Origin of the sequence: Pseudonocardia hierapolitana, from assembly GCF_007994075.1 — a bacterium.
GTDB classification, from domain to species: domain Bacteria; phylum Actinomycetota; class Actinomycetes; order Mycobacteriales; family Pseudonocardiaceae; genus Pseudonocardia; species Pseudonocardia hierapolitana.
Map to the genome: position 1 here is coordinate 2,254,520 of NZ_VIWU01000001.1, position 23,442 is coordinate 2,277,961.

A 23,442-nucleotide genomic window follows, 5' to 3' on the forward strand; every position below is an offset into this window, starting at 1 on the left:
TACGATGGTCGAACAAAGGGGTTTCCCAATGCCGCAGCCCACCCGCGAGGACCGCTTCAGCTTCGGGCTCTGGACGGTCGGCTGGCCCGCGCGCGACCCGTTCGGGGACGCCACCCGGCCCGCGATCGACCCGGTCGAGTCGGTGCACCGGCTCGCCGAGCTCGGCGCGTGGGGCGTGAACTTCCACGACGACGACCTCATCCCGTTCGGGACCGACGGCGCCGAGCGCGACCGGATCATCGCCCGGTTCAAGGCGGCCCTGGCCGAGACCGGGACGGTCGTCACGACGATGACCACCAACCTGTTCACCCACCCCGTCTTCAAGGACGGGGCGTTCACCAGCAACGACCGGGGCGTGCGCCGGTTCGCGCTGCGCAAGGTCATCCGCAACCTCGACCTCGCCGCCGAGCTCGGCGCCAAGACCTACGTGTTCTGGGGCGGCCGCGAGGGCGCCGAGGTCGACTCCGGCAAGGACATCGCGGCCGCCCTCGACCGCTACCGCGAGGGCATCGACCTGCTCGCCGCGTACGTCAAGGAGCAGGGCTACGACATCCGCTTCGCCATCGAGCCGAAGCCGAACGAGCCCCGCGGCGACATCCTGCTGCCCACCCTCGGCCACGCGCTCGCGTTCATCGCCGAGCTGGAGCACGGCGACATCGTCGGCGTCAACCCCGAGGTCGGCCACGAGCAGATGGCCGGGCTCAACTACACCGCGGGCATCGCCCAGGCGCTGTGGGCGGGCAAGCTCTTCCACATCGACCTGAACGGCCAGCGCGGCATCAAGTACGACCAGGACCTCGTGTTCGGTCACGGCGACCTGCTCAGCGCGTTCGCCACCGTCGACCTGCTGGAGAACGGCGCGCCCGGCGGCGGGCCGAAGTACGACGGCCCCCTGCACTTCGACTACAAGCCGCTGCGCACCGAGGACCTCGACGGCGTCTGGGCATCGGCCGCGGCCAACATGAGCACCTACCTCATCCTCAAGGAGCGGGCCGCCGCGTTCCGCGCCGACCCGGAGGTGGCCGAGGCCCTCGCCGTGGCGGGGGTTGCCGAGCTGGCGAAGCCGACGCTGAACCCCGGCGAGACCGTGGCGGACCTGAAGGCCGACCGGTCCGCGTTCGAGGACTACGACGCCGTGAAGGCGGGTGAGCGCGGCTACGGCTACGTCCGGCTCAACCAGCTGGCGGTGGAGCACCTCTTGGGCGCCCGATGACCCTCGTGGCCGGGGTCGACTCGTCGACCCAGTCGTGCACGGTGGTGATCCGGGACGCGGAGACCGGCGCGCTGGTCCGCTCGGGCAACGCGAAGCACCCGGACGGCACCGAGGTCCACCCCTCGGCCTGGTGGGAGGCGCTGCAGGCCGCGATCGCCGAGGCAGGCGGGCTCGAGGGCGTCGAGGCCATCGCCGTGGCGGGCCAGCAGCACGGCATGGTCTGCCTCGACGACGCGGGCGAGGTGGTGCGGCCCGCGCTGCTGTGGAACGACACCCGCTCCGCGGGCGCGGCCGCCGACCTCGTCGCCGAGCTGGGTGCGAAGGTGTGGGCCGAGGCCACCGGCAGCGTCCCGGTCGCGTCGTTCACCGCCACGAAGCTGCGCTGGCTCGCCGAGCACGAGCCCGAGCACGCCGCCGCCACCGCGGCGGTGTGCCTGCCGCACGACTGGCTCACCTGGAAGCTGCTCGGCACCGGGTCGCTGGACGACCTCGTCACCGATCGCTCCGACGCCAGCGGCACGGGCTACTTCTCCGGCGTCAGCGGGGGGTACCGGCTCGACCTGCTGGAGCGCGCGTTCGGGCGGTCCGACGTCCGCCTCCCGCGGGTGCTCGGCCCGGCCGAGGCGGCCGGCCGCACCCCGGACGGGGTGCTGATCGGGCCCGGAGCCGGCGACAACGCGGGCGCCGCGCTCGGGCTCGGCGCCGCCGTCGGGGACGTCGTGATCTCGATCGGCACGTCCGGGGTGGTGTCCGCGATCAGCCCGACCCCGACGGCGGACGAGACCGGCATCATCGCCGGCTTCGCGTCGGCGTCCGGAGAGCACCTGCCGCTGGTGTGCACGCTGAACGCCGCCCGCGTGCTCGACGCGGCGGCGCGGATGCTCGGCGTCGACCACGAGGCGCTGTCCCGGCTCGCGCTGTCGGCCCCGCCCGGGTCCGACGGGCTCGTGCTGGTGCCGTACCTGGAGGGCGAGCGCACGCCGAACCGGCCGGACGCCACCGGCGCCCTGCACGGGCTCACCCTCGCGAGCTCCACACCCGCGCACCTGGCGCGCGCGGCGGTCGAGGGCCTGCTGTGCGGGCTCGCCGACGCGCTCGACGCGTTCCTCGCGGCCGACGTGCCGCTGGAGCGGGCGTTCCTGGTGGGCGGCGGTGCGCGCTCGGAGGCCCTCGCCCGGATCGCCCCGGCGGTGCTCGGGCGTCCCGTGCTGCGGCCCACGCCGGGCGAGTACGTGGCCGACGGCGCCGCCCGGCAGGCGGCATGGGTGCTGGCGGGCGGCGACGCCCCGCCGGCGTGGGATGCGGCCGACACGGAGACGTTCGAGGCCGACCCCACTCCCGCGGTCCGCGAGCGCTACGCGCAGGTACGCGAGCTGACGGCGCCGCGCCTCGGCTCGTGAACGCGAGTCGCTGGATGAGCGCGGGCGAGTCGGGGTGAGCGTTCCCGCGGGGCAGCACACGGTCCGGCGGCACAACCTGGCGCTCGTGCTGGGGGAGGTCGCCGGGCCGGAGCCGCTGTCCCGGGCCGGGGTGGCGGCACGGACCGGGCTCACGCGCGGCACCGTGTCGTCCCTGGTGGAGGAGCTGATCGCGGCCGGGCTCGTCACGGAGCTCGCGGCCGCGCGCGGCGGTCCGGGCCGGCCGGCGAGCCCGCTGCGGCTGGACCCGCGCGGGCCGGCCGGGCTCGGTCTCGAGGTCGGTGTCGACACGGTCGGCGCCTGCGTCGTCGACCTCGGTGGCACGGTGCGCGTGCAACGCACCGCGCCGTCGGACCACCGCGAGGACGCACCGGACGCCGCGCTCGGCCGCCTCGCGGCGCTCGCCGCCGACGTCGTGGCCGAGGCCGGGCTCCCGATCGCCGGCGCGACGGTGGCCCTGCCGGGCGTCGTCGGGCCGGACGGGGTGCTGGAGCGCGCCCCCAACCTCCCGCGCTGGGTCGACGTGGCCGTCGGCGCCGCGCTCAGCACGCAGCTACGCGGCCTGCCCGTGCGCGCGGGCAACGAGGCCGACCTCGCCGCGCTCGCGGAGCGGTGGGCGGGTGGGCCGGCCGACGCGGTCGTCGTCTCCGGGGGGATCGGCGTGGGCGCCGGGATCCTGCTGGACGGCGCGCTGTTCGCGGGAGCGGGCGGGCGCGCGGGCGAGATCGGGCACGTCGTCGTCGAGCCCGACGGGCGGACCTGCCACTGCGGCGGCCGGGGCTGTCTGGAGACCGTCGCCGGGCTGGAGGCCCTGACCGGTCCCGACGCCGTCCGAGCGGCCGGTCGGGCGCTCGGCATCGCCCTGACCGGCGCCGTGCACCTGCTCGACGTCCCGGCCGTCGTGCTGGGCGGCGGCTATCCGGGCGTCGGCCCCCTCCTGCTCGACGCCGTGCGCGCCGAGCTGGCCGCCCGGGCCTTCTCGCGGGCAGGCGTCGAGGTCCGCTACTCGGCACTCGGCGCCGACGCCGCCCTGCGGGGGGCTGCCACCACGGTCGTGCAGGACGTGCTGGCCGATCCGGGTGCGGTGATCGGCGCGCAGGGTCAGGTGAGGAAGGAGAGGAGCGCCTCCGTCAGCTCGCCGGGGACCCAGTGAACCGGCCAGACTGATCGGCGAGGTGGTGGACCGGTTGAAGGCGGAGGGTGGAAGTGGACCTGGGACTGCGCGACACGGCGGCACTCGTGACCGGCGGCAGCCGCGGCATCGGCCTCGCCGTGGCCGCGGCGCTGGCGGCGGAGGGTGCCCGGGTCGCTCTGCTCGGGCGGGACACCGCAGCGTTGGCGGCAGCAGCGGAGGTGGTCGGCCCGGGCACCGTGACGGTGCGCGCCGACACCACCGCCGACGCCGAGGTGCGCGCGGCGGTGGACGAGTCGGTCGCCGAGCTGGGCCGCCTCGACGCCCTGGTCAACTGCGCTGCTCCGCGTGCTGAGCCGGGGAGGCCCTCAGGGCTCTCCGGCCTCGACGACGAGGACTTCCTCCGCCAGGTCGACACCAAGGCGCTCGGCTACGCCCGCGTCGTGCGCGCCGCCGTGCCCCACCTCCTCGCCGCAAGGGGCGGACGGGTGGTCAACATCAGCGGGATGAACGCCCGCAGGACCGGCTCGATCACCGGGTCGGTGCGCAACATCGCCGTCGTCGCGCTGACGAAGAACCTCGCCGACGAGCTGGGGCGGAGCGGGATCACCGTCACCTGCGTCCATCCCGGCCTGACCCTCACCGAGCGGGTTCAGCAGGACCCCGCGTTCCGCGAGGCGGCCTCGAACAACGGCCTCGGCCGGCCCGTGACCGCCGAGGAGGTCGCTGCCGTCGTCACATTCCTGGCGTCCCCCCGGGCCACTGCCGCCAACGGCGCCGTCATCACCGTCGACGGCGGCACCCCCGGACCGATCTGGACGTGAGCAGCCGACTGCTCGGCGCGGGGATGAGCCGGGCGACGCTGCGGGGCCGGCCCGGTGCGGCCGTGTACGTCCACGTACGCCCGGGCGAACCTCGACTCGACGGGCCCGTGCTCACCGCGCACGAGCGGCATGATCCGAACCGGCGGTTGTCCATTGCTGCAGCGACAGCAATGGACAACCGACACAGCGGATCATGGGCGCGGTCGGGTCGTCACGAGGCCTTGGGCAGCACCCGGATCCCGTCGGCGCGGATCGTCCCGGCGTCCGCGGTGCCGGTGAGCACCACGACGTCGCCGACAACCGGCTTCTGGGTCAGCGCCGTGGTGTTCACGGTGACGGGCAGGCCGTCCACCGAGGTGACGGTGGCGGTCTCGCCGCTGACCGCGGTGACCGTGCCGCTGACGCTCGCCTGCGGCACCCAGATCGACTCGGCGGTCGCGGCGTCACCGGTGCCCTCGACCCCGACCACCACGCGCTCACCGACCTGCAGGTCGCCCAGCCCGCTGTTCGACGAGCCGCGCACCCGCGTGTCGCTGTCGGTGCGGATGGTGCGCTGACCTGCGCCGTCGACGTTCACGACGATCGAGCCGCCCGCCACCGATGCGACGGTGCCGGTGACCACCGGTTCGTCAGCGAGGCCGAACGGGCGACCACCAGGTCCGCGGCCTTCGAAGTCGTCCTCGTCGAAGTCGTCGCGGTCGTGGGGGCCCCATCCGCCGTGGCGGCCGCCCTCCCACGGCCCCTGGCCCGACCAGCCGGCCCGGTCGAAGCCGGGACCGAAGCGGTCGCGGTCGTGGTCGGGCAGCAGGAGGGCGGCCGTGACGCCGCCGATCACGACCAGCGCCGCGACCACCGCGGTGATCACGACGCCGCGGCTGCGCAGCCGGGGCCGCCAGGACCGGCGCGGCTCCTCGATCTTGCTCGTGGGTGGTTCGGTGGTGCTCATCTCGGTTCTCCCCTCGGGACGTTGCTGAACTCCCCACTGACGCTTCCGCCCGTTCCTGAAGGCGGCCTGAAGTCCGCCCACACCTTCAGCCGATCTTCAGGCTGTCCGGGGCGGGCGTCGGGAGAATGGGCGTCGTGACCGCGCGCGTGCTGGTGGTGGAGGACGCCGAGGCGATCCGCACCGCCGTGGTCGCCGGCCTCGGCGAGGCCGGGTTCGGCGCCACCGGCCGCCCCGACGGGCGGAGTCTCGAGGACGACCTGGCCACGTTCCGCCCCGACCTGGTGGTCCTCGACGTCATGCTGCCCGGCCGCGACGGCTTCGCCCTGCTCGACGTCGTGCGTCGCCACAGCGACGCGGGCGTGGTGATGCTGACCGCGCGCGACGCCGTGGACGACCGGTTGCGCGGCCTGCACGGCGGCGCCGACGACTACGTGGTGAAGCCGTTCGCGCTGGCCGAGCTGGTCGCGCGGGTCACGGCGGTGCTGCGCCGGATGGGCCGGACGCCCACCACGGTGGAGGTGGGCGACCTCGTGATCGACGCCGCCGCCGGCACCGTGCTGCGTCGCGGCGAGCCGGTCGAGCTCACCGCCACGGAGCTGCGGCTGCTCGACTACCTCGCCGCGCAACGCGGCCGCGTCGTCAGCAAGGGGCAGATCCTCACCCGGGTGTGGGGCTACACCGACTACGACCCCAACCTCGTCGAGGTCCACGTCTCCGCGCTGCGCCGCAAACTCGGCGAGCCGCGGCTGGTGCACACCGTGCGCGGGCTCGGCTACGTCCTGCGCTCCGATGGGGAGGCGGAGACATGACGGGCCCGCTGCGTACCGTCTCACTGCGGCGCCGCGTCACGGCGCTCAGCCTCACCGTGCTCGCGGCCGTGCTGCTGGTGGTCGGCGTCCTGACCGACGTCGTGTTCAGCGCCCAGATCCGCTCCGAGCTGCGCCAGCAGCTGAACGTGCGCGCCACGCTCGCCGGGCAGCTCGTCGCGCAGGGCGTCCCCGCCGACGAGGTGGCGCGGCGGGTGGAGGCACCGGGGATCCGGGCGGAGCTCGTCGCCGCCGACGGCCGGGTGTACGCCGGGGACCCCGACGACGACGAGCGCTGGATGCCGCCCCCGTGGCGGGGCGGGCCGCCGGACCGCGATCACCGCGGCTGGTGGGACGACGACGGCGGCGACGACGGCGACTGGGGCAACCCGCAGGTACTGGAGCAACCGCTGGCCGACGGTTCGCGGCTCACGCTCGTGGCGAGCGGCGGGCCCGTGAGCGGCGCGCAGACGTTGCTGCGCCGCACGCTGATCGTGCTCAGCCTCGCGGCACTGGCCGTGGCCGGCATCGTCATGCTGCTCACCACGCGCGTCGCGCTGGCGCCGCTCGACGCGATGACGGCGGTGGCGCGCTCGATCACCGGCGGGGACCGCGGCCGGCGCCTCGCGCCCGCGCGCACCGACACCGAGCTCGGCCGCACCGCGGCGGCGTTCGACGCGATGCTCGACGAGCTGGAGGGGGCGGAGGCGGCCGCGCGGGCGTCGGAGGCGAGGACGCGCCGGTTCGTCGCCGATGCCGCGCACGAGCTGCGCACCCCGATCGCCGGGGTGCAGGCCGTCGCCGAGGCGGCGCTCGCGCCCGACATGGCGCCCGAGGACCGGGAGCGGCTGCACCTGCTGATGCTGCGCGAGAGCCGCCGAGCCGGCCGGCTCGTCGACGACCTGCTGGTGCTCGCCCGTCTCGACGCGGGCCTCGAGCTGCGCCGCGAGCCGGTCGACCTGCTGGAGCTGGCCCGCACCGAGGCCGAACGGGCGCAGCTCGTGGCGCCGGACCAGCGGGTCGAGGTTCGCGGCGAGCCCGTCACCGTGACCGGCGACGCCTCCCGGCTCGCCCAGGTGCTGGGCAACCTGCTCGACAACGCCCGCCGTCACGCGGGCCCCGGCGTGGTGACCGTCACGGTGTCCGGCGGCGACCGGGCGACCCTGCTCGTCACCGACGACGGACCGGGCGTCGCCCCCGCCGACCGGGAGCGGATCTTCGACCGGCTCGTCCGGCTGGACGAGGCCCGCGGCGAGGACGGCGGCGCCGGGCTGGGACTCGCGATCGCCAGGGGCATCGCGCGTGTCCACGGGGGCGACCTGCGGTGCGTCGACCCGCCGTCCGACCGCGGTGCGGCCTTCGAGCTGGTGCTGCCTACTCCTCGTCGGGCAGCGTGACCTTCTTGATGTAGAGCAGCCGGTCCCCGCGCTCGAGTGCGTCGACGGCGGCGGCGTCCACGCGGTACAGGTCATCGCCCCGCACGACGCCGAGCACGATGTCGGCCAGGTGCCGCGGCGAACCGCCCACCTCCGACTCCTCCACCACCCGCTCGCTGATCGCGAAGCCCGCCTCGGGGGTGAGCAGGTCCTCGACCACCTCGACGACGCTCGGCGTGGTGGTGGCCATGCCGAGCAGCCGGCCCGCCGTCTCCGCGGACACGATCACCGAGTTGGCCCCGGACTGCCGCAGCAGGTGCACGTTCTCCGACTCCCGCACCGACGCGACGATCCGCACGTCCGGGGCGAGCTCGCGGGCCGTGAGCGTGACGAGCACCGCGGTGTCGTCGCGGTTGGTGGCGACGATGATCGCGCTGGCCTGCTGGAGGCCGGCGATCCGCAGCACGCTGGAGCGGGTGGCGTTGCCGGTGACGGTCACCAGGCCGAGCGCGGACGCGGCGTCCAGCTGCGCGCGGTCGGTGTCGACCACGACGATGTCGGAGGGTTCGGCACCGTCGCCGAGCAGCGTCTCGACGGCAGCACGTCCCTTGGTGCCGTAGCCGACGACGACGGTGTGGTTGCGCACGCGGGACCTCCAGCGCTCGATGCGAACGGCCTGCCGGGAGCGCTCGGTGAGCAGTTCCACCGTGGTGCCGACCAGCACGATGAGGAACAACAGCCGCAGCGGCGTGATGACGACGGTGGTCAGCAGCCGCGCCTCGGGGGTGACGGGCACGATGTCGCCGTACCCGGTGGTGGAGAGCGAGACCGTGGCGTAGTAGAACGCATCACCGAGCGAGATCGGGGTGTCGCTGTTGTTGTCGACGTACCCGTCGCCGCCGAAGTAGACGACGAGCGCGGCGGCCACCAGGGCACCGAGCGCGATCATCAGGCGGCGCAGCAGCGCCACCGCGGGGCTCCCGCCCGTCTCGGGCATGCGGATGAGACCGACCAGCGACGGGTCGGCGAACGGCCGGCGATGGTTCGTCCGACGCAGATCCGTCACCACGCGCGGAGAGTAACCGTCGAGCCCGGAACCCGCGCAGCGACCGGCCCGTGTGCCGCGAAGATCACCGAGGATCGTCTCCGGGAGATGCGACGATCCCGGCCTCCGCGGCACCTTCCACCAGCTCGTCCAGCCCGAACGCGGCCACCGCGTCGAGCGCCCCGCTGCCGCGCACGCCGTGCTCCGCCGCCCGCCCCGCGCCCCATGCGAGCAGGTCGGCCGTGATCGCGTACGGCTCGGGTGCGGTGAGCCGGGTGCGGGCGAGCAGCGTGCCGGTGACGTCGAAGACCTCTGCGACGAAGTGCGACCGAGCCGCCGCCAGCGCCTCTGCGGCGGGGTCGGCCGGGACCCGGCGGGTGAGCACGTCGGCCACGGTCGCCACCGCCCGCGACGGCACGCGGGACAGCAGCGGAGCGGCCCGCGCGCCCGCGTGCACGGCCCCGCTGGCCCGGCCGAACCAGCCGAGGTACACGTCCACCGTGCGCAGGCCCGGCGCGATCCGCGGCAGCGCGAACTGCTCGCTCGCCCCGATCGTGACGCCGGCGCGCGGGCGGCCCGCCACGTCGAACGTGCGCATCCGCGCACCGGCAGGCTCGGTGCGCAGGGCGCCGTCGCGCCACGCGTAGAGCGGCTGGGTGGCGATCCCGGCCAGCGAGCGAAGGGTGCCCCGGGAGAACGGCCGCCCCTTGCCGAGCCCGCTGATGAAGTAGCCGATGTCCACGCGATCGGCGCCCTCCCCCGCCGCGCGCAGGGCGAGCGCCCCGGCGAGCACGCCGGGCACGTAGTCGTTGCCGAACGCGGTGAGCAGCGCGGCGCCGGTCCGCTCGGCGGCGGGGCCCCAGCGCTCGTACACCGCGCGGATGAACGGCGGCTCGCCGGTGGAGTCGAGGTACACCGCGCCCGCCCCGGCCGCCGCCGCGACCGCGGGCGTCCCGAGCTCGGTGAACGGCCCCACCGTGCTGACCAGCACGTCACCGCGGCCGACGAGCGCGGCCACCGACGCCTCGTCCGTGACCTGCGCGACCGCGGTCTCCAGCCCACCCAGCCGCTGCGCGAGCGCCGCCAGCCGCTGCGGGTCCCGCCCCGCCAGAACGGGCCGCAGGCCCCTGCCGACCATGGCCTCGGCCGTGCGGGCGCCGGTGTACCCGGTGGCCCCGAACAGCACGATCCGCGCGCCCATGGCGCCGACCCTATGCCGAGATCGGGTAGCCTCGCCCGCGTACCGCACCGGTGGCGGCGTCCTTTCCTCCGACCCGGGATCCGCCGTGCCTCCGATCGAGATCCGCCCCTTCCGCCGCAGCGACCGCGACCAGCTCACCGAGCTCGTCAACGCCCACGTCGAGGCCGTGCTGCCGGGCGTGTCCGTCTCCCCGAACGCGGTGCTGAGCCAGCTGGAACGCGAGCCCGACGAGATCGTCGTGGACCCCTGGGTGACCACGCGACACACGCTCGTCGCGATCCAGCGCGACCGGCTCGTCGCCGCCGCGCACCTGCGGACCTTCGCCGACGAGGAACGCGTCGCGCCGGACTACCGGGGCGCAGGCGAGTTCCTCTGGCTGCTCTGCTGGCCGAGCAGCACCTACGAGGAGGCCGCCGACGCGCTCGCGGCATCGGCCATCGCCGCACTGGAGCGGGCGGGCGTCCGGCGGATCCACGGGGACGGCTCGCTCCCGGCACCCGCCACGTACGGCATACCGGACGTGTGGCCGCACGTCGCCGCGGCGCTGGAACGCGCCGGGTTCTCGCCGGGCGCACGCATCGAGGTGATCCTCGTCGCGGACGTCGCGGATCTTCCGCGCCCCGGCGACCCACCCGTGCCCGGCCTGGGGCTGCGGACCGCGCTCGGTGGCCGCGGCACCCGGCTGACGGCCGTGCTGGACGGGCAGGTCGTGGGCATCCACGAGGTGCAGACCGACCTGACCGCGGGCGGCACCCGCTCGCGGCTCGCCGGGTGGGCCGAGGTCTGGGAGCTGGACGTCGACGCCGCACACCGCCGCCGCGGCATCGGCACCTGGCTGGTCGGGCACGCCGCGGACCGGCTCCGGCTGGCCCGCGCCGACCGCCTGCTCACCTACGCCGTGCCCGACGAGGACGACGGCGAGCTGCCGTTCCTGCAGGCGGTGGGCTTCCGCGAGCTCACCCGCACCCGCCGCGGCTGGTTGCGCGAGCCCTGATCGTGCGCGCCCCGTGTCGACACGTCGGACGCACCGCGAGTCGGGCATCCCGACGCGGGAGTCGGGCGGCCCGGCGCGCGTACGCTGCGCGGCGTGCCCCGCTTCGCCGTGCTCCTGCGCGGGATCAACCTCGGTCGCGCGAAGCGCGTCGCCATGGCCGACCTGCGCGCGCTGCTGGAGGACGCCGGGTACACGGACGTCCGTACGCACCTCAACAGCGGCAACGTGGTGCTGACCGGCGAGGACGCCGATCCGGCCGAGCATGCCGAGAGGATCGAGAACGCCATCCGCGAGCGGCTGGGCATACAGGTGCGCTGCGCCGTCCTCACCGCCGACGAGCTGCGGACGGTCGTCGACGACCATCCCTTCGCAGGCGTCGCCGACAACGGCTCGCGAATGATGGCCCACGTCTTCCTGCGCCCGGTCGACCCGGCGCTGGTGGCCGGGCACCCGCCGGTGCCACAGGACCCGGAGCGCGCCCGCGTGGGCGACCGGGCGGTCTACCAGTGGTGCCCGGACGGCCTGATGGCCGCGCCGGACATCGGCCCGTACGTCCAACAGCGCCTGCGCGTCGACGTCACGGCGCGGAACTGGAACACGATCACGAAGCTCAGCGAGCTGATCTAGTCTCCCCCGCGCCCCGCCGGTCCATGTTCTCCCGGCGGGCATCGCGCAGCTCGGCGCGGGTGCGCCGCAGCTCGGCGTCGCGGTCGCGCAGGTCGGCCCGAGCGTCCTCGAGTGCGTCGTCGGTGGTGCGCAGGCGATCCTCGAGCCCGCTGATGGCGCGGGCGGACGCGAGGGGGTGCCCGTCGTCGAGCAGCTCCCGCAGCCGGGCGGCGATGGCGAGCTGACGGCGGGAGTAGCGGCGGTGCCCGCCGCCGGTGCGGTGCGGTTGCAGCACCCCCGCGTTGTCGAGGCTGCGCAGGAAGGCGGGCTGGACGCCGAGCAGCTCCGCGGCCTGCCCCATGGCGACCGAGGGGTAGTCCTCGTCGTCCAGCCTGCCCAGGTTGTTCGTCACCGATATCTTCCGTTCAGTTCGTCGTCGAGTGGAGTCCGGTCATCTGCCTCCCGCGGTCGTGCCGTGTGCGGTGGTGGTCCTCGGCCTCCCGGTGCCTGACGGGCGGACCGGTCGGCCGGTATCGGCGGAGGCCGCGCAGCGGGCCGCTCAGCGCGCGCCGCTGGAAGCCGTTTCCCGGGAGGTCAGCTCCCGCAGATCGCTCGGTCCACCGCCGTCGACGAGGGTCGGTACCGACGCTGCGCCTGCGCCGGTGAAGGCGGTGAACCCGAAGTGGACCTCACCTGCCGCCACCGTGCGCTCCGGGTGCGGGGCGGCGTTCACGCGGGAGACGTCCGCGCGCATGATGCCAGCCGCGTCGACGGCGTCGAGCTGGGCGAGCAGCCGAGCCAGCGCGGCCGGGGCCTCGCGCGGACAACGGCTGGTCTGGGTGAGGGTGCGGTGCAGCGGGCCGGTGCGCCAGCCGCTCGGGTCGCCGCTGCCGACCGGAACGGCCACGGCGACGTCGAGCAGCCACCGCGAGGGCTTCCCGGCGATCTCGGGCGTCTGGTGCACGGTGATCTCGGTGACCTGGTCGGCGCGGACCAGGCTGCCGTCGAGCAGCTGCAGCCACACGTTCGCAAGGCTCAAGTCGATCTCCTCGAAGCTACTACCTCCAGCTGGGATATCTCCATTGTGCGCTGCAGTTTGGCGAAGTACAAGGCGCAGTATCGCCGCGGTCAACCGGCGAGCGGCACCGAGGCCAGCAGGGCGCGGAGGCCCGCGGCGTCGAGCAGATCCGCAGGGCGCAGGGTGACGTCCTGGCGCACGAAGTGGAACGCCGCGCGCACGCGCTCCGGCTCGCAGCCGGCGAGTGCCGCCCAGGCCAGGCGGTAGGCGGCGAGCTGCACCGTGAGCGCCGGGATCCGCTCGGTCTCGGGTAGGGCGCCGGTCTTCCAGTCGACCACGGTCCAACCGCCGTCCGGGTCGGCGAACACGGCGTCCATCCGGCCGCGCACACCCACCCCGGCGATCACCGTCTCGAACGGCACCTCCACCTCGACCGGGCGCCGGTCGGCCCACCCGCTCGCGAGGAACGCCGCCTGCAGCTCCTCCAGGGCGTCGTCGGACGCGGCACCCTCGTCGGCGGCGCCCGGCAGCTCGTCCAGGTCGAGCAGCTGGGCGGCGCCGAAGCGCTGCTCCAGCCAGGCGTGGAACGCCGTGCCGCGGCGGGCGTGCGGGCTGGGGGGCAGCGGCAGCGGGCGGCGCAGCCGGGTGGCCAGCGCGGCGGGATCGGCCGCCAGCTCCACGAGCTGGCTCACCGACAGCTGCGCCGGCAGCGCCACCGCAGGCCGCGCCCTGGCCGCGGCGCGCTCGGCGAGCAGCACGTCGACGTCGGCCGCCCACCCCTCCGGGTCGTCGGACTCCGGATCCTCCTCGGGCGGTTCCGGCACGAGCAGCTCCATCTGCCCGCCCGGCTCGGCTGCGGCCTCGGCCTGCGCCGCACGCCGCTCCGCGAGATCGCGCAGCGCCGCACGGACGAGCTCCGCGCCGGCCCGAACGTGCTCGGATCGCTCGCCCAGCGGATCAACCGGCCAGAGCGCGGTGGGCTGATCCAGGATGGCCGGGTTCACGTCGTCCGGGCCGGGTTCCTCTGCCCACTGCTCGGCGCCGTGCACGGCCGCGATCTCGACCAGGAAGTCCGAGGGCTGCTTCGGCCGCTCCCCCGCCGGACCCCACCGGTGCCCGGACACGAGCAGGACGTGCTCGGCCCGGGTGAGCGCCACGTAGAACAGGCGGCGTTCCTCGGCGAGCCGCCGCTCGTCGAGTGCCTCGGAATGGGCCTTGACGGCGTCCTCGAGCTGCTTGCGGTCGGGTGAGTCCGACGGCAGGTCCAGAACGGGCAGGTCGTCGGCGTCACCGCGCAGCGCCACGGGCAGCTCGGCGGGGTTGGTGAGCCAGGTCCCGCTGAGCTTGCGGCCCGGGAACACCTGCGCCACCAGGTGCGGGACGGCCACGACCTCCCATTCGAGGCCCTTCGCGGCGTGCACCGTGAGCACCTGCACCCGGTCGGGCGCCACCTCCACCTCGCCGGGCGTGAGCCCGTCCTCGGCCCGCTCGGCGGTTTCCAGGAAATCCAGCAGCGCAGGGAGCGTGGCCACCTCGGCGCCCGCCGCGAAGTCGGCCACGACGTCGGCGAACGCGTCGAGGTGGGCCCGCCCGACCGGGCCGGGACGGGCCGCGGTCTCGGCGTCCAGCAGCAGCACGCGCTCCGCGTCGGCCACCAGGTCGGTGAGCGGCGCTGACGCGCGCGACCGGAGCCACCCCAGCTCCCTGGCCAGCCGCGCGATGCGCGCGTAGCCCTGGGGCGAGTAGTTCTCCGGCTCGCCGGGGTCGTCGAGGGCGTCGACGAGCCCGGCCTGCTCGGCCTGCTCACCCGGGAGTGCGCCGTGGGCCAGCTCCGCGGGGGACAGCGGGCCCGGCCGCGGCGGGAGTGCGGGCACGATCTCGCGGGCGCGCTGCCACAGCGCGGCGAGGTCGGCGACGCCGAGCCGCCAGCGCGCGCCGGTGAGCAGCCGGACGGCGGCCGGGCCGGCCAGCGGGTCGGCCACCAGCCGCAACGCGCTGACGAGGTCGCGCACCTCTGGTGTGTCGAGCAGGCCGCCGAGCCCGACGACCTCCACCGGCAGGCCGCGGGCGCGCAGCGCGGTGGCGATCGGGTCCATGTCGGCGCGGCGGCGCACCAGCACGGCCGACGTGGGCGGCTCGTCCCCGCTGATGCGCTCTCCGCTGTCGCTGCGCGCGGCGGCGTGCCAGCGCTCCGCGATCGCGTCGGCCATCCACGCGATCTCGGTCGCGACGTCCGGCAGCAGCGCCACGCGGACGTCGCCGGTGCGGGCGCCGGGCCCGGCCTTCAGCTCGTCGACGCCCACCGCGCCCGGCGCGCCCCGCAGCGGGGCCGAGGCCGCGTTGGCGAGCGCCAGCACCTCCGGTGGGTTGCGGAAGCTCGTGAGCAGCCCGTACTCCGGCGCCGGGCGGCCGTCGGACGAGGGGAAGTCGGTGCGGAAGCGGGCCAGGTTGCCCGCGCTGGCCCCGCGCCACCCGTAGATCGACTGGTTCGGGTCGCCCACCGCGGTGACGGTGGGGTCGTCGGGCCGCACCGGTTCCCCCGGCGGCGTCCCGAAGAGCGACCTCAGCAGCACCCGCTGCGCGTGCCCGGTGTCCTGGTACTCGTCGAGCAGCACCGCCCGGTACGTGGCGCGCTCGGTGGCACCGACCTCGGGGTGCTCGGCGGCCACCCGCGCCGCGATCGTCAGCTGGTCGCCGAAGTCGACGGCCCGCTCCGCCCGCTTGCGCGCCGCGAACGCCTCGACGAGCGGCAGCAGCGCCTGCCGCTGGCGCTGGGCGTCCATCCACCGCTTGTAGGTCTGCGACGGCTCCGCGCGCTGCCGCTTGCCGGGCGGGGCCGCGGCGAGCACGGCGACCAGCGCGTCGGCGTGGCGGCGCACCGCCTCGGGGTCGACGAGGTGCTCGCCCAGCTCGCCTGCCAGCGCGAGCAGCCGCTCGGTGACCGTGGCCGGCACGAGGTCGACGTCCAGGTCATCGGCCCACGTGGTGACGACGCGGTGGGCGAGCTGCCACGACGCCGTCTGCCCCAGCAGCCGCGCCGCGGGCTCGGCCGGGAGCCGCAACGCGTGCTCGCCGACAAGGCGTCCCGCGTAGGCGTGGTAGGTCGCGATCGTGGGCTCCCCGGCGAGCACCGCCACGCGGCGCTCGCCGCTCGGGTCCAGATCGTCGAGGAGCCGCGTGCCGGCCAGACGGCGCAGCCGCGCCCGCACCCGGGCCCCGAGCTGCTGAGCAGCCTTGCGCGTGAACGTCAGGCCGAGCACCTGCTCGGGCAGCACCTGCCCGGTGGCGACGAGCCACACCACCCGGGCGGCCATCGTCTCGGTCTTGCCCGCCCCTGCCCCGGCCACGACGAGCGCCGGTCCGGGCGGCGCGGCGATCACCGCTGCCTGCTCGTCGGTGGGGCGCGGCAGGCCGAGAGCGGTGGCCAGCGCCGCCGGGGTGAGCTCCACCTCGAACTTTCTACCCGACGCTGCCCGGCGGGGAGGTCAGCCCCGCGCCTCCCGCGGAGCGGCGAAGATCTTCACCCAGTCCACCCACAGGCTGACCTCGGCGGGCGTGGTGGCGTCCGCCGCCGGGATCCATTCCCGGTAGGGACCCATGTCGAGCTGGATCGTCATGTGCATCGGGACCTTCGGGATCACGTTCTTGTCGACGGTCTCGAACTGCTTGACCCCGTCGACGTACCAGGTGATCCGATTGGGCAGCCAATCCATGGCGAACGTGTGCCACTGGCTGAAGTCGCCGCTGACCTTGCTGCCGGCCTGCTTGTTCTGGGCCGAGAAGTGGATGACGAAGTGGGCCTCGGAGCGGTCCTCCTTCGGCACCTCCATCATGTCCAGCTCGCCGTCGTCCTTGGTCTCGGTCTTGGGCCAGAGCAGGATGGCGGCGCCGCGACCGCGCCCCTTCTCGGTGCGGGCGCGGAACTCCCAGCGCCCGTACATCTGGTCGACCTCGTGCCCCATGCCGCCGGAGACGTTGCCGCGCGCGGTGATCTTCAGCATGCCGTTCTCGACGGTGATCGCGGACGGGCGGCGGAAGCCGTTGCCGAAGCCGCCGACGCTGTTGTAGCGGTTCCAGACCTTGGGGTCGAGCGCCCTGTCGAAGTCGAAGCTGTGGACCGGCCTCCAGCTGACGCCCGAGGCGTCCCGGCCCGTGTTGTTCACACCGGACGAACGCCCGGGCGGCGGGGTGGGCACCGCCGTGGGTGCCGGTGACGGCTCGGGCAGCGCCTGCAAGAGGTCCGGCTCGGCGGAACCCGTCGCGCCGGCGCAGCCCGCGGACACCAACAGCGCGGCGCAGACCAGCAGCGATCGCAGCCGCCCCGCACTCCGGGACATGTCCGCCTCCTCGACCTGCACACCGGTGGGGAAGCAGCCTGGGGAGCGCCGGTGTACGGACATCACGGTACCGCGTACTCAGAACCGGACAGAACGACCTCCCCCGGATCACAGTCGCCTGATCTGGGGATCCACCGCGCACTCCCGGTGGGACCGCGCCGAGCGCGTGTCACGCGTCCGTGACCGGCCGTCCCGAGGCGCTGAGCGGGCAGCTGGTGCGTACCGGGCAGCGGTCGCAGTCGGGTCCGACCCTGGCGATGAAGTGGGCGTCGGACGTGTCCTCGGCGCACTGCCGCACGACCTTCTCCCACTCCGCCAGCTCGGCGTCGTCGAGCGGGGGCTGAGTCGGCTCCTTCGCCTGCCCGCCCGTCTTCTGGTCCGCCACGTACACGAGCCGCGCGCCGCCGGGCTTCACCCCGGGCTCGAGGAGCTTGCCGAACGCCCCGAGCGCCGCGGCGAGCTGGTAGACGGCCAGCTGCGGGTGCTCGGCCGCCGCCCGGGCGCTGATCGCGGTCTTGCCGGTCTTGATGTCGATCACGACGGGCCGGCCCTCCGCGTCGACCTCCAGCCGGTCGACGCGCCCGCGCACCCGCAGCCACGGACCACCGGAACGGCCGGCGCGCTCCCCCAGCTCCCCCGGTGCGTCGCCCGCGAGGTCGAGCTGCACGGGCTGCTCGACGGCCACCAGCCGCAGCCCGTCGGCCCGGCTGCTGCGCACCCAGCCCTCGAACGCGGCCAGCATCCCCCGCACGCGTTCCAGCTCACGGCGGCCGTACCACGGCGCGCCCGCGTCGAGCCGCGACCACGCTGAACGCAGCGCCCCCTCCAGCTCCGCCTCGTCGGCGCCCGCCGCGCCCGCCTGCACCAGCGCGTGCACCAGCGAGCCGGTGACGGCCGCGAGCGCGCCCACCTCGGCACCGCCGTGGCGCTCCAGCACCCAGCGCAACGGGCAGCGGACAATCTTCTCCACGTCCGATGGCGATACCGGGACGACCTCACCCGGCGCCCGCAGCGGGGCGTGGCTGGACAGGGGAGCGAGCCCGTACCAGTCGTCGGGGTGGGCGCCCGGGACGCCCGCCTCGGCCAGCCGCGCCAGCTGCACCGCGGCGCGGCGCCTGTGCTCCTCCGCGGCCGGGTCGTCGGCGGGGGTGCACACGGCCCGCCGCAGCTCCCCGACCAGCTCGGCGAGCACGAGCGAGCGCCCTGGCCGGTGGACCGGGCGGTCGGCGCTGGTGGCGGGCACGGGGTCGAGCTCGTCGAGGAAGCGGGACGGCTGCTCGTCCTCGCCCTGCACGGCGCTCACGAGCAGCGTGTGCCGGGCCCGGGAGCACGCCACGTAGAACAGCCGCCGCTCCTCCGCGAGCAGCGGGGCGATCCGCGACACGGTGGGCTCGACCACCCCCGCGACGAGGTCGACGAGCCGCTCGTTGCCCAGCAGACTGCCACGCAGCCGCAGGTCGGGCCAGCTGCCCTCCTGCACCGCGGGCACGGCCACGACGTCCCACTCGCGGCCCCGCGCCGCGTGCGCGGTGAGCAGCGAGACCGCGTCACCCTGAGGGGCGCGCGGGGCGAGCGAGTCGCCCGGCAGCTGCTGGTCGGCGAGGTACTCGATGAAGCTCGCGACGGCCGCGCCGGGCAAGCGGTCGGCATAGCGCGCCGCCGCGTCGAACAGTGCGAGGACGGCGTCGAGGTCGCGGTCGGCGGCGGCGCCCACCGGGCCGCCGCGCCCGCTCGCGTCCCGCAGCCGCGGGCCGAGCCCGCTGGCCTGCCACACCCGCCAGAGCACCTCCTCTGCGCTCTCGCCGTCGCGGGCGGCGTCGCCTGCGATCGCGAGCAGTGTGGCGACCCGGCGCAGCGGCGCCGTCTCCTGCGGGGGCAGCGCGACGAGCGGATCCGGGCGGCCGAGCGCGGCGGCTCGCAGCGCCTTGACCAGCAGCGGATCGCTGCCCGCGCGCTCGGCCTCCTCCGGCTCACGGGCCGGGGGTGTGCCTGCGTGCAGCCGCAGCAGTCCGCGGCGCAGCCGGCGCATGCGCATCGGGTCGGCCGATCCGAGCGGTGACGTGAGCAGCGCGGCCGCGGCGTCGGCGTCGATGTCGTCGGGCCGGGTGGCGCAGCGCAGCACCAGCAGCAGCGGGACGACCGCGGGCTGGCGGGCGAGCGGCAGCTCGTCGGGCGGCGCAGCGATGGGCACGCCCGCGGCCAGCAGGGCGCGCCGCAGCGTGGGCAGCGTGCGACGGGTGGAGCGGGCCAGCACCGCCATCCGCGACCACGGCACGCCCCGCTCGAGGTGGGCGCGCCGCAGCCGGTCGGCGATCCACCCGGCCTCCTGCGCCGCGGAGCCGAACACCTTCACCTGCACATCGCCTGCGGCCTCCGCCTCGCCGGGCGGCGCCGCGCGCTCCCGGCCCGGCCCGGTGCCGGGCAGCCGGGCGGCGAGCCGGGCGACGGCCTCCCGGACGACGGGCGTGCCCCGGTGGTCCACCGGCAGCACGACCGTGGGGGCCTCCACGGCCCGCAGACCCTCCGGGTCGGCGCCCCGGAAGTTCAGGACGGCCTGGTCGGGGTCGCCTGCGAGCAGCACGGTCTGCGCCGTGGCGCCGAGCACGCGGACCAGCTCCATCTGCTGCGGGTCGAGGTCCTGCGCGTCGTCGACGACGAGGTGCCGCACCCGTTCCCGCTCGGCCGCGAGCAGATCGCGGTCGGCCGCCAGTGCGTCGAGCGCGGCGGCCACGAGCTCGGCGGCGTCCAGGGCGGGCGCGGTGGCCTGCGGTGCGCCCCGCCCCGCGGCGCCGCGCAGCAGGATGACGTGCTCGTACGTGCGGAAGAACCGGCCGGACGCCACCCACGCGGGCACGTCGTGGCGCCGGCCGAGCTCGGCGAGCTCGTCGGGCCCCAGCCCGCGCTCCGCCGCGCGCAGGAGCAGCTCCCGAAGCTCGGCGGCGAACCCGGGCAGCCCCAGCGCCGGTCGCAACCGCTCCCCCCAGCCCGAGTCGGGCACCCCGCCACGCTCCGGCCCCGCGAGCTCCCCGCCCAGCAGGTCGCGCACCACGGCGTCCTGCTCGGCGCTGGCGAGCAGCCGCGGCGGCGGGTCGCCGTGGCGTGCTGCGTGCAGCCGCAGCACCCCGAACGCGTAGGAGTGGACGGTGCGCACCAGCGGTTCGCGGGTGGTGCGCTCGGAGTGCGGCTCGTGGGCCAGGTCGACGATCCGCTCCCGCAGCTCACCCGCCGCGCGCCTGCTGCCGACCAGCACGAGGGTGCGCTCCGGGTCGTCCCCCGCCCGGATGCGCCGGGCCACGGCGGTGAGCAGCACGGTGGTCTTGCCCGTGCCGGGCCCGCCGACCACTCGCAGGGGCCCGGCGGTGTGCTCCAGCACCCGGCGCGCGGCGGCGTCCCACTCGGGCTCGGTGGCCGCCGTCCGCACGCGCCGCACCAACCCGGGCGCGAGCACTGCGCGGTCGGGACGAGCGTCGGAGCGGAGCACGGGCCGATGCAACCACGCCGGGCCGACATCACAGCGGCCGGCACCCGTGCCGCTGGCAGGATCGGGGCGTGACCGAGCTCCCACTCCACGTCCACACGTTCGGGCCGGCCGACGGGCGGCCGGTGCTGGCCATGCACGGCGTCACGGGGCACGGGGCGCGCTACCGGGTGCTCGCCGACGAGCTGCCCGGCGTCCGGGTGCACGCCGTGGACCTGCGCGGCCACGGCCGCTCCCCGTGGGTCCCGCCGTGGCGGATCGAGCAGCACGTCGCGGACGTCCTCGGCGTGCTGGACGGGCTCGGCCTCGACCGCGTGCCGGTGATCGGGCACTCGTTCGGCGGCGCGATCGCCGTGCACCTCGCCCGCACCGCGCCCGAGCGGGTGGAGCGGCTGGTGCTGCTCGACCCGGCACTCGGGCTCGACGCCCAGCGCATGCAGGAGCAGGCCGAGGCGACGCGGGCCGACGAGTCCTTCCCCGACCTCGACACCGCCCGCGCCGACCGCGCGCAGCGCTGGGAGGGCCTGCCCGCCGACCGCGTCGACGCCGAGCTGGCCGAGCACCTCGTCGCCGACGGCGACCGCCTGCGCTACCGCTACTGCCAGCCGGCCGCCGTCGTCGCGTGGAGCGAGATGGCCCGCCCCGCGGTGGCCCCGCCGGCACGCACCCGCACGCTGCTGCTGCCTGCCACCAAGGCCGACTTCGTCGACGCCGCGTGGGTTGCGGCCTGCCGCGCCGAGCTCGGCGACGCGCTCACCGTCACCGAGGTCGACGCGGGGCACATGCTCTTCCTGGAGCGGACGCCCGAGGTCGCGCAGCTGGTGCGGGCGTTCCTCGCGAGCTGAGCAGGAGGCCGGGGATGGACGAGGAGACCGTCGAGCGGGTGCGGGCCGCCGTCCGCGCGATCCCGCCCGGGGAGACCGCGAGCTACGGCGAGATCGCCGAGCGGTGCGGGCTGCGGTCGGCCCGGCTGGTGGGCCGGATCCTCGCCGAGGACGGCCACGACCTGCCCTGGCACCGCGTGCTGCGCGCCGACGGCTCGTGCGCCCCGCACCTGGCGCAGGAGCAGAGCGCACGCCTGAGGGCGGAGGGAGTCCTGATGGTGGACGGTCGACTCCCCCGCGAGCTGCGCGCACGCTGAGCAGGCCCCGGCGAGTGCCTCAGGCGAGGAGGCGGAGAGACCGCTGCGCGGACCGGTAGCGGGACGCCAGCACGTCCAGGACCGCCTCGTGGTCCGACAGCGGCGCGGCCACCACGTCGGCGCCGCAGCGTTCCAGGTTGCGCTGGAACAGGCCGGGCGCCAGCAGCCACGACGCCACGGCCACGCGGTTCGCCCCTTCGGAGCGCAGCCTCGCCACCACGTCGGCAACGCCCGGCCGGCGCTGGGCCGCGGACCCGCCGCCGAGCACGATGGGGGCGAGCGTGACGGGCCTGCCGAGCAGCCGTCCGAGCCGCCGGGCGGCCCGGGCACCGTCGGCCTTCGCGTGCGGGTCGCTCGACGCGGCGACCGCGAGCACCACCACGTCGTCGGGCCGGGCGCCCGCCTCGGTGAGCCGCTCGGCCGCGGCGGCGACGAGCACGGGGTCGGGGCCGAACGCGTCGGCGAGCACGACGTCGGAGCGGCCGGTGGCCCGCAGCTGCTCGGGGACGTCCGCGCGGACGTGGTAGCCGGCCGCGAGGAACGCGGGCACCGCGACCGCCGGGCCGCCGACCTCGGCAAGGACGTCGGCCGGGGTGGGCCCGCGGACGTCCGCGTAGCAGGCGTGCACCGGCACCCCCAGCCGCAGCCGGGCGCGCTCGGCGACCCGATCGGTGACGACGGCTCCTGCCGGGTCCCGCGTGCCGTGCGCGATGAGGAGCAGGTTCACCGCACCGACCCGTGCACGCAGTGGCCGCCCACCGTGCCCGGTCCCGCACCCGGATCGAGGGCGAGCCGGTAGCCGCGCTTGACGACGGTCTGCACGAGCTTCGGCCGCCCCAGCGCGCCGCGCAGCCGGGCCATGGCGGTCTCGACGGCGTGCTCGTCACCGCTGCCGCCGGGCAGGGCCTTCAACAGCTCGGCACGCGAGACGACCCGCCCGGGACGGCGCGCCAGCACCCGCAGCAGCGCCATCCCGGCGGGGGGCACCGTGCGCAGCTCGCCGTCGACGAGCACGGCGTACCCGCGCAGCTCCAGGACGTGCCCGGCGACCGGCAGCCTGCGGGCGCGGGCCGGCAGCTCGGCCTCCAGCTGCCGCACCATCGCGCCGAGCCGGGAACGCTGCGGCTGCACGGTCGGCACGTCCACGGCCTCGAGGGGTGCCGCGGTGACCGGCCCGACGCACAGCGCGAGCACCGGCCCGCGCAGCGCGTCCAGCAGCAGCTCGCGCATGCCACGCTCGGTGGCCCGGGCCAGCAGGCTCGCCGCGGCGGGCGCGCTGGTGAACGCGAGCACGTCGATCCCGCCGCAGAGGACGGTGTCGATCAACCGGTCCAGCGGGCCGAGGTCGGCGGGCGGCAGCCAGCGGTACACCGGCAGCTCGACGACCTCCGCACCGGCCATCCGCAGCGCGTCCACGACGTCGGGCAGCGGCTCGCCGTGCAGCTGCACGGCGATGCGCAGACCGTCGACCCCCATGTCCAGCAGGTGGTCGAGGACCTCGGCCGATGACTCCGACGGCGGCGACCAGGCGTCGACGAGACCGGAAGCCCGGATCGCGCCGCGCGCCTTCGGGCCGCGGGCGAGCAGCTTGCCGGAGCCCAGCGCGGCGAGCAGGTCCTCCCCGATCCCCCAGCCGTCGGCGGCCTCGACCCACCCGCGGAACCCGATGCCGGTGGTGGCCACCGTGATGTCCGGCGGGCGGGCGATGAGCGCGCGCGTGGCGTCGGCGAGCTCGGTGTCGTCGGCCACCGGGACGATCCGCAGCGCGGCTCCCTGCTGCACGACGGCGCCGCGCCGCTCCAGCATCGTGGCGAGCTCCTCGGCGCGGCGCGCGGCGGTGACACCGACGGTGAACCCGGCCAGGGGCGGCACCGCGGCGACGGTGGCTCCGGAGGAGGTCACGGCAG

Annotated in this window: 20 protein-coding genes; 10 read left to right on the plus strand and 10 right to left on the minus strand. The window is 75.9% G+C overall.

Annotation, left to right across the window (positions count from 1 at the left end):
* The first annotated feature begins 28 nt into the window (after positions 1-28).
* From xylA to FHX44_RS10675, 4 genes are read left to right on the plus strand one after another with little or no spacing between them, the layout of a single operon-like run.
* On the plus strand, positions 29-1,213 hold the full coding sequence (gene xylA / locus FHX44_RS10660; protein WP_147255372.1) for a xylose isomerase: 1,185 nt from the start codon (positions 29-31) through the stop codon (positions 1,211-1,213).
* The gene (gene xylB / locus FHX44_RS10665) at positions 1,210-2,613 is read left to right on the plus strand and encodes a xylulokinase (protein WP_147255374.1); all 1,404 of its coding nucleotides are present in this window, start codon (positions 1,210-1,212) and stop codon (positions 2,611-2,613) included. Before xylA ends, xylB begins: the two co-directional genes overlap by 4 nt.
* Positions 2,614-2,647: 34 nt before the next feature.
* Positions 2,648-3,784, plus strand: a complete 1,137-nt coding sequence (locus FHX44_RS10670; RefSeq protein ID WP_147255376.1) for an ROK family transcriptional regulator — start codon at positions 2,648-2,650, stop codon at positions 3,782-3,784.
* 53 nt (positions 3,785-3,837) lie between these two features.
* On the plus strand, positions 3,838-4,587 hold the full coding sequence (locus FHX44_RS10675; protein WP_147255378.1) for an SDR family NAD(P)-dependent oxidoreductase: 750 nt from the start codon (positions 3,838-3,840) through the stop codon (positions 4,585-4,587).
* A 211-nt stretch (positions 4,588-4,798) separates the two neighbouring features.
* Here FHX44_RS10675 and FHX44_RS10680 read toward each other — a convergent pair whose 3' ends face one another.
* Positions 4,799-5,533 carry a hypothetical protein gene (locus tag FHX44_RS10680; RefSeq protein WP_147255380.1) on the minus strand — a complete coding sequence of 245 codons (735 nt, stop codon included), beginning with the start codon at positions 5,531-5,533 and terminating at the stop codon, positions 4,799-4,801.
* A 125-nt stretch (positions 5,534-5,658) separates the two neighbouring features.
* Here FHX44_RS10680 and FHX44_RS10685 point away from each other — a divergent pair, with 125 nt between their 5' ends.
* Positions 5,659-6,342, plus strand: a complete 684-nt coding sequence (locus tag FHX44_RS10685) for a response regulator transcription factor (protein ID WP_147255382.1) — start codon at positions 5,659-5,661, stop codon at positions 6,340-6,342.
* Positions 6,339-7,736 carry a sensor histidine kinase gene (locus FHX44_RS10690; protein ID WP_147255384.1) on the plus strand — a complete coding sequence of 466 codons (1,398 nt, stop codon included), beginning with the start codon at positions 6,339-6,341 and terminating at the stop codon, positions 7,734-7,736. The genes FHX44_RS10685 and FHX44_RS10690 overlap by 4 nt, the downstream gene beginning before the upstream one ends.
* On the opposite strand, the gene FHX44_RS10695 is transcribed toward FHX44_RS10690, so the two are convergent.
* Both FHX44_RS10695 and FHX44_RS10700 read right to left on the minus strand, forming a co-directional pair.
* A complete protein-coding gene (locus tag FHX44_RS10695) occupies positions 7,714-8,712 on the minus strand; it encodes a potassium channel family protein (RefSeq protein ID WP_147261062.1) in 999 nt (332 codons plus the stop codon). The two genes, FHX44_RS10690 and FHX44_RS10695, sit on opposite strands and share 23 nt — an antisense overlap.
* A gap of 133 nt (positions 8,713-8,845) precedes the next feature.
* Positions 8,846-9,961 carry a saccharopine dehydrogenase family protein gene (locus FHX44_RS10700; RefSeq protein ID WP_147255386.1) on the minus strand — a complete coding sequence of 372 codons (1,116 nt, stop codon included), beginning with the start codon at positions 9,959-9,961 and terminating at the stop codon, positions 8,846-8,848.
* 85 nt (positions 9,962-10,046) lie between these two features.
* Between FHX44_RS10700 and FHX44_RS10705 the strand changes: the two genes are divergently transcribed.
* Together FHX44_RS10705 and FHX44_RS10710 are read left to right on the plus strand one after the other, a co-directional pair.
* Complete coding sequence (locus FHX44_RS10705) at positions 10,047-10,955, plus strand: GNAT family N-acetyltransferase (protein ID WP_212612416.1); 909 nt, start codon at positions 10,047-10,049, stop codon at positions 10,953-10,955.
* Between the two features lie 93 nt (positions 10,956-11,048).
* On the plus strand, positions 11,049-11,582 hold the full coding sequence (locus FHX44_RS10710) for a DUF1697 domain-containing protein (protein ID WP_147255391.1): 534 nt from the start codon (positions 11,049-11,051) through the stop codon (positions 11,580-11,582).
* Here FHX44_RS10710 and FHX44_RS10715 read toward each other — a convergent pair.
* From FHX44_RS10715 to FHX44_RS10735, 5 genes are all read right to left on the minus strand, one after another.
* Positions 11,566-11,973: a helix-turn-helix domain-containing protein gene (locus tag FHX44_RS10715; protein ID WP_425469125.1), complete on the minus strand. Its 408-nt coding sequence runs from the start codon at positions 11,971-11,973 to the stop codon at positions 11,566-11,568. The genes FHX44_RS10710 and FHX44_RS10715 overlap by 17 nt on opposite strands.
* Before the next feature lie 147 nt (positions 11,974-12,120).
* Positions 12,121-12,600 carry a hypothetical protein gene (locus FHX44_RS42725; RefSeq protein WP_212612417.1) on the minus strand — a complete coding sequence of 160 codons (480 nt, stop codon included), beginning with the start codon at positions 12,598-12,600 and terminating at the stop codon, positions 12,121-12,123.
* A gap of 89 nt (positions 12,601-12,689) precedes the next feature.
* Positions 12,690-16,028 carry an ATP-dependent helicase gene (locus FHX44_RS10725; RefSeq protein ID WP_147255393.1) on the minus strand — a complete coding sequence of 1,113 codons (3,339 nt, stop codon included), beginning with the start codon at positions 16,026-16,028 and terminating at the stop codon, positions 12,690-12,692.
* 36 nt (positions 16,029-16,064) lie between these two features.
* Positions 16,065-16,916 carry a glycoside hydrolase family 16 protein gene (locus tag FHX44_RS10730; protein ID WP_170308869.1) on the minus strand — a complete coding sequence of 284 codons (852 nt, stop codon included), beginning with the start codon at positions 16,914-16,916 and terminating at the stop codon, positions 16,065-16,067.
* Positions 16,917-17,085: 169 nt separating this feature from the next.
* Positions 17,086-20,397 carry an ATP-dependent helicase gene (locus FHX44_RS10735; protein WP_342792477.1) on the minus strand — a complete coding sequence of 1,104 codons (3,312 nt, stop codon included), beginning with the start codon at positions 20,395-20,397 and terminating at the stop codon, positions 17,086-17,088.
* A gap of 68 nt (positions 20,398-20,465) precedes the next feature.
* Between FHX44_RS10735 and FHX44_RS10740 the strand changes: the two genes are divergently transcribed.
* Positions 20,466-21,239 carry an alpha/beta fold hydrolase gene (locus FHX44_RS10740; protein ID WP_246170301.1) on the plus strand — a complete coding sequence of 258 codons (774 nt, stop codon included), beginning with the start codon at positions 20,466-20,468 and terminating at the stop codon, positions 21,237-21,239.
* A gap of 14 nt (positions 21,240-21,253) precedes the next feature.
* Positions 21,254-21,535, plus strand: a complete 282-nt coding sequence (locus tag FHX44_RS10745) for an MGMT family protein (RefSeq protein ID WP_147255397.1) — start codon at positions 21,254-21,256, stop codon at positions 21,533-21,535.
* A gap of 19 nt (positions 21,536-21,554) precedes the next feature.
* Here the strand turns inward: FHX44_RS10745 and FHX44_RS10750 are convergent, their stop codons facing one another.
* Both FHX44_RS10750 and FHX44_RS10755 read right to left on the minus strand, forming a co-directional pair.
* Positions 21,555-22,262 carry a sirohydrochlorin chelatase gene (locus FHX44_RS10750; RefSeq protein ID WP_147255399.1) on the minus strand — a complete coding sequence of 236 codons (708 nt, stop codon included), beginning with the start codon at positions 22,260-22,262 and terminating at the stop codon, positions 21,555-21,557.
* Positions 22,259-23,437 (minus strand): uroporphyrinogen-III synthase, encoded by a 1,179-nt coding sequence (locus FHX44_RS10755; protein WP_246170302.1) that lies wholly within the window; start codon positions 23,435-23,437, stop codon positions 22,259-22,261. Before FHX44_RS10755 ends, FHX44_RS10750 begins: the two co-directional genes overlap by 4 nt.
* Between the last annotated feature and the right edge of the window lie 5 nt (positions 23,438-23,442).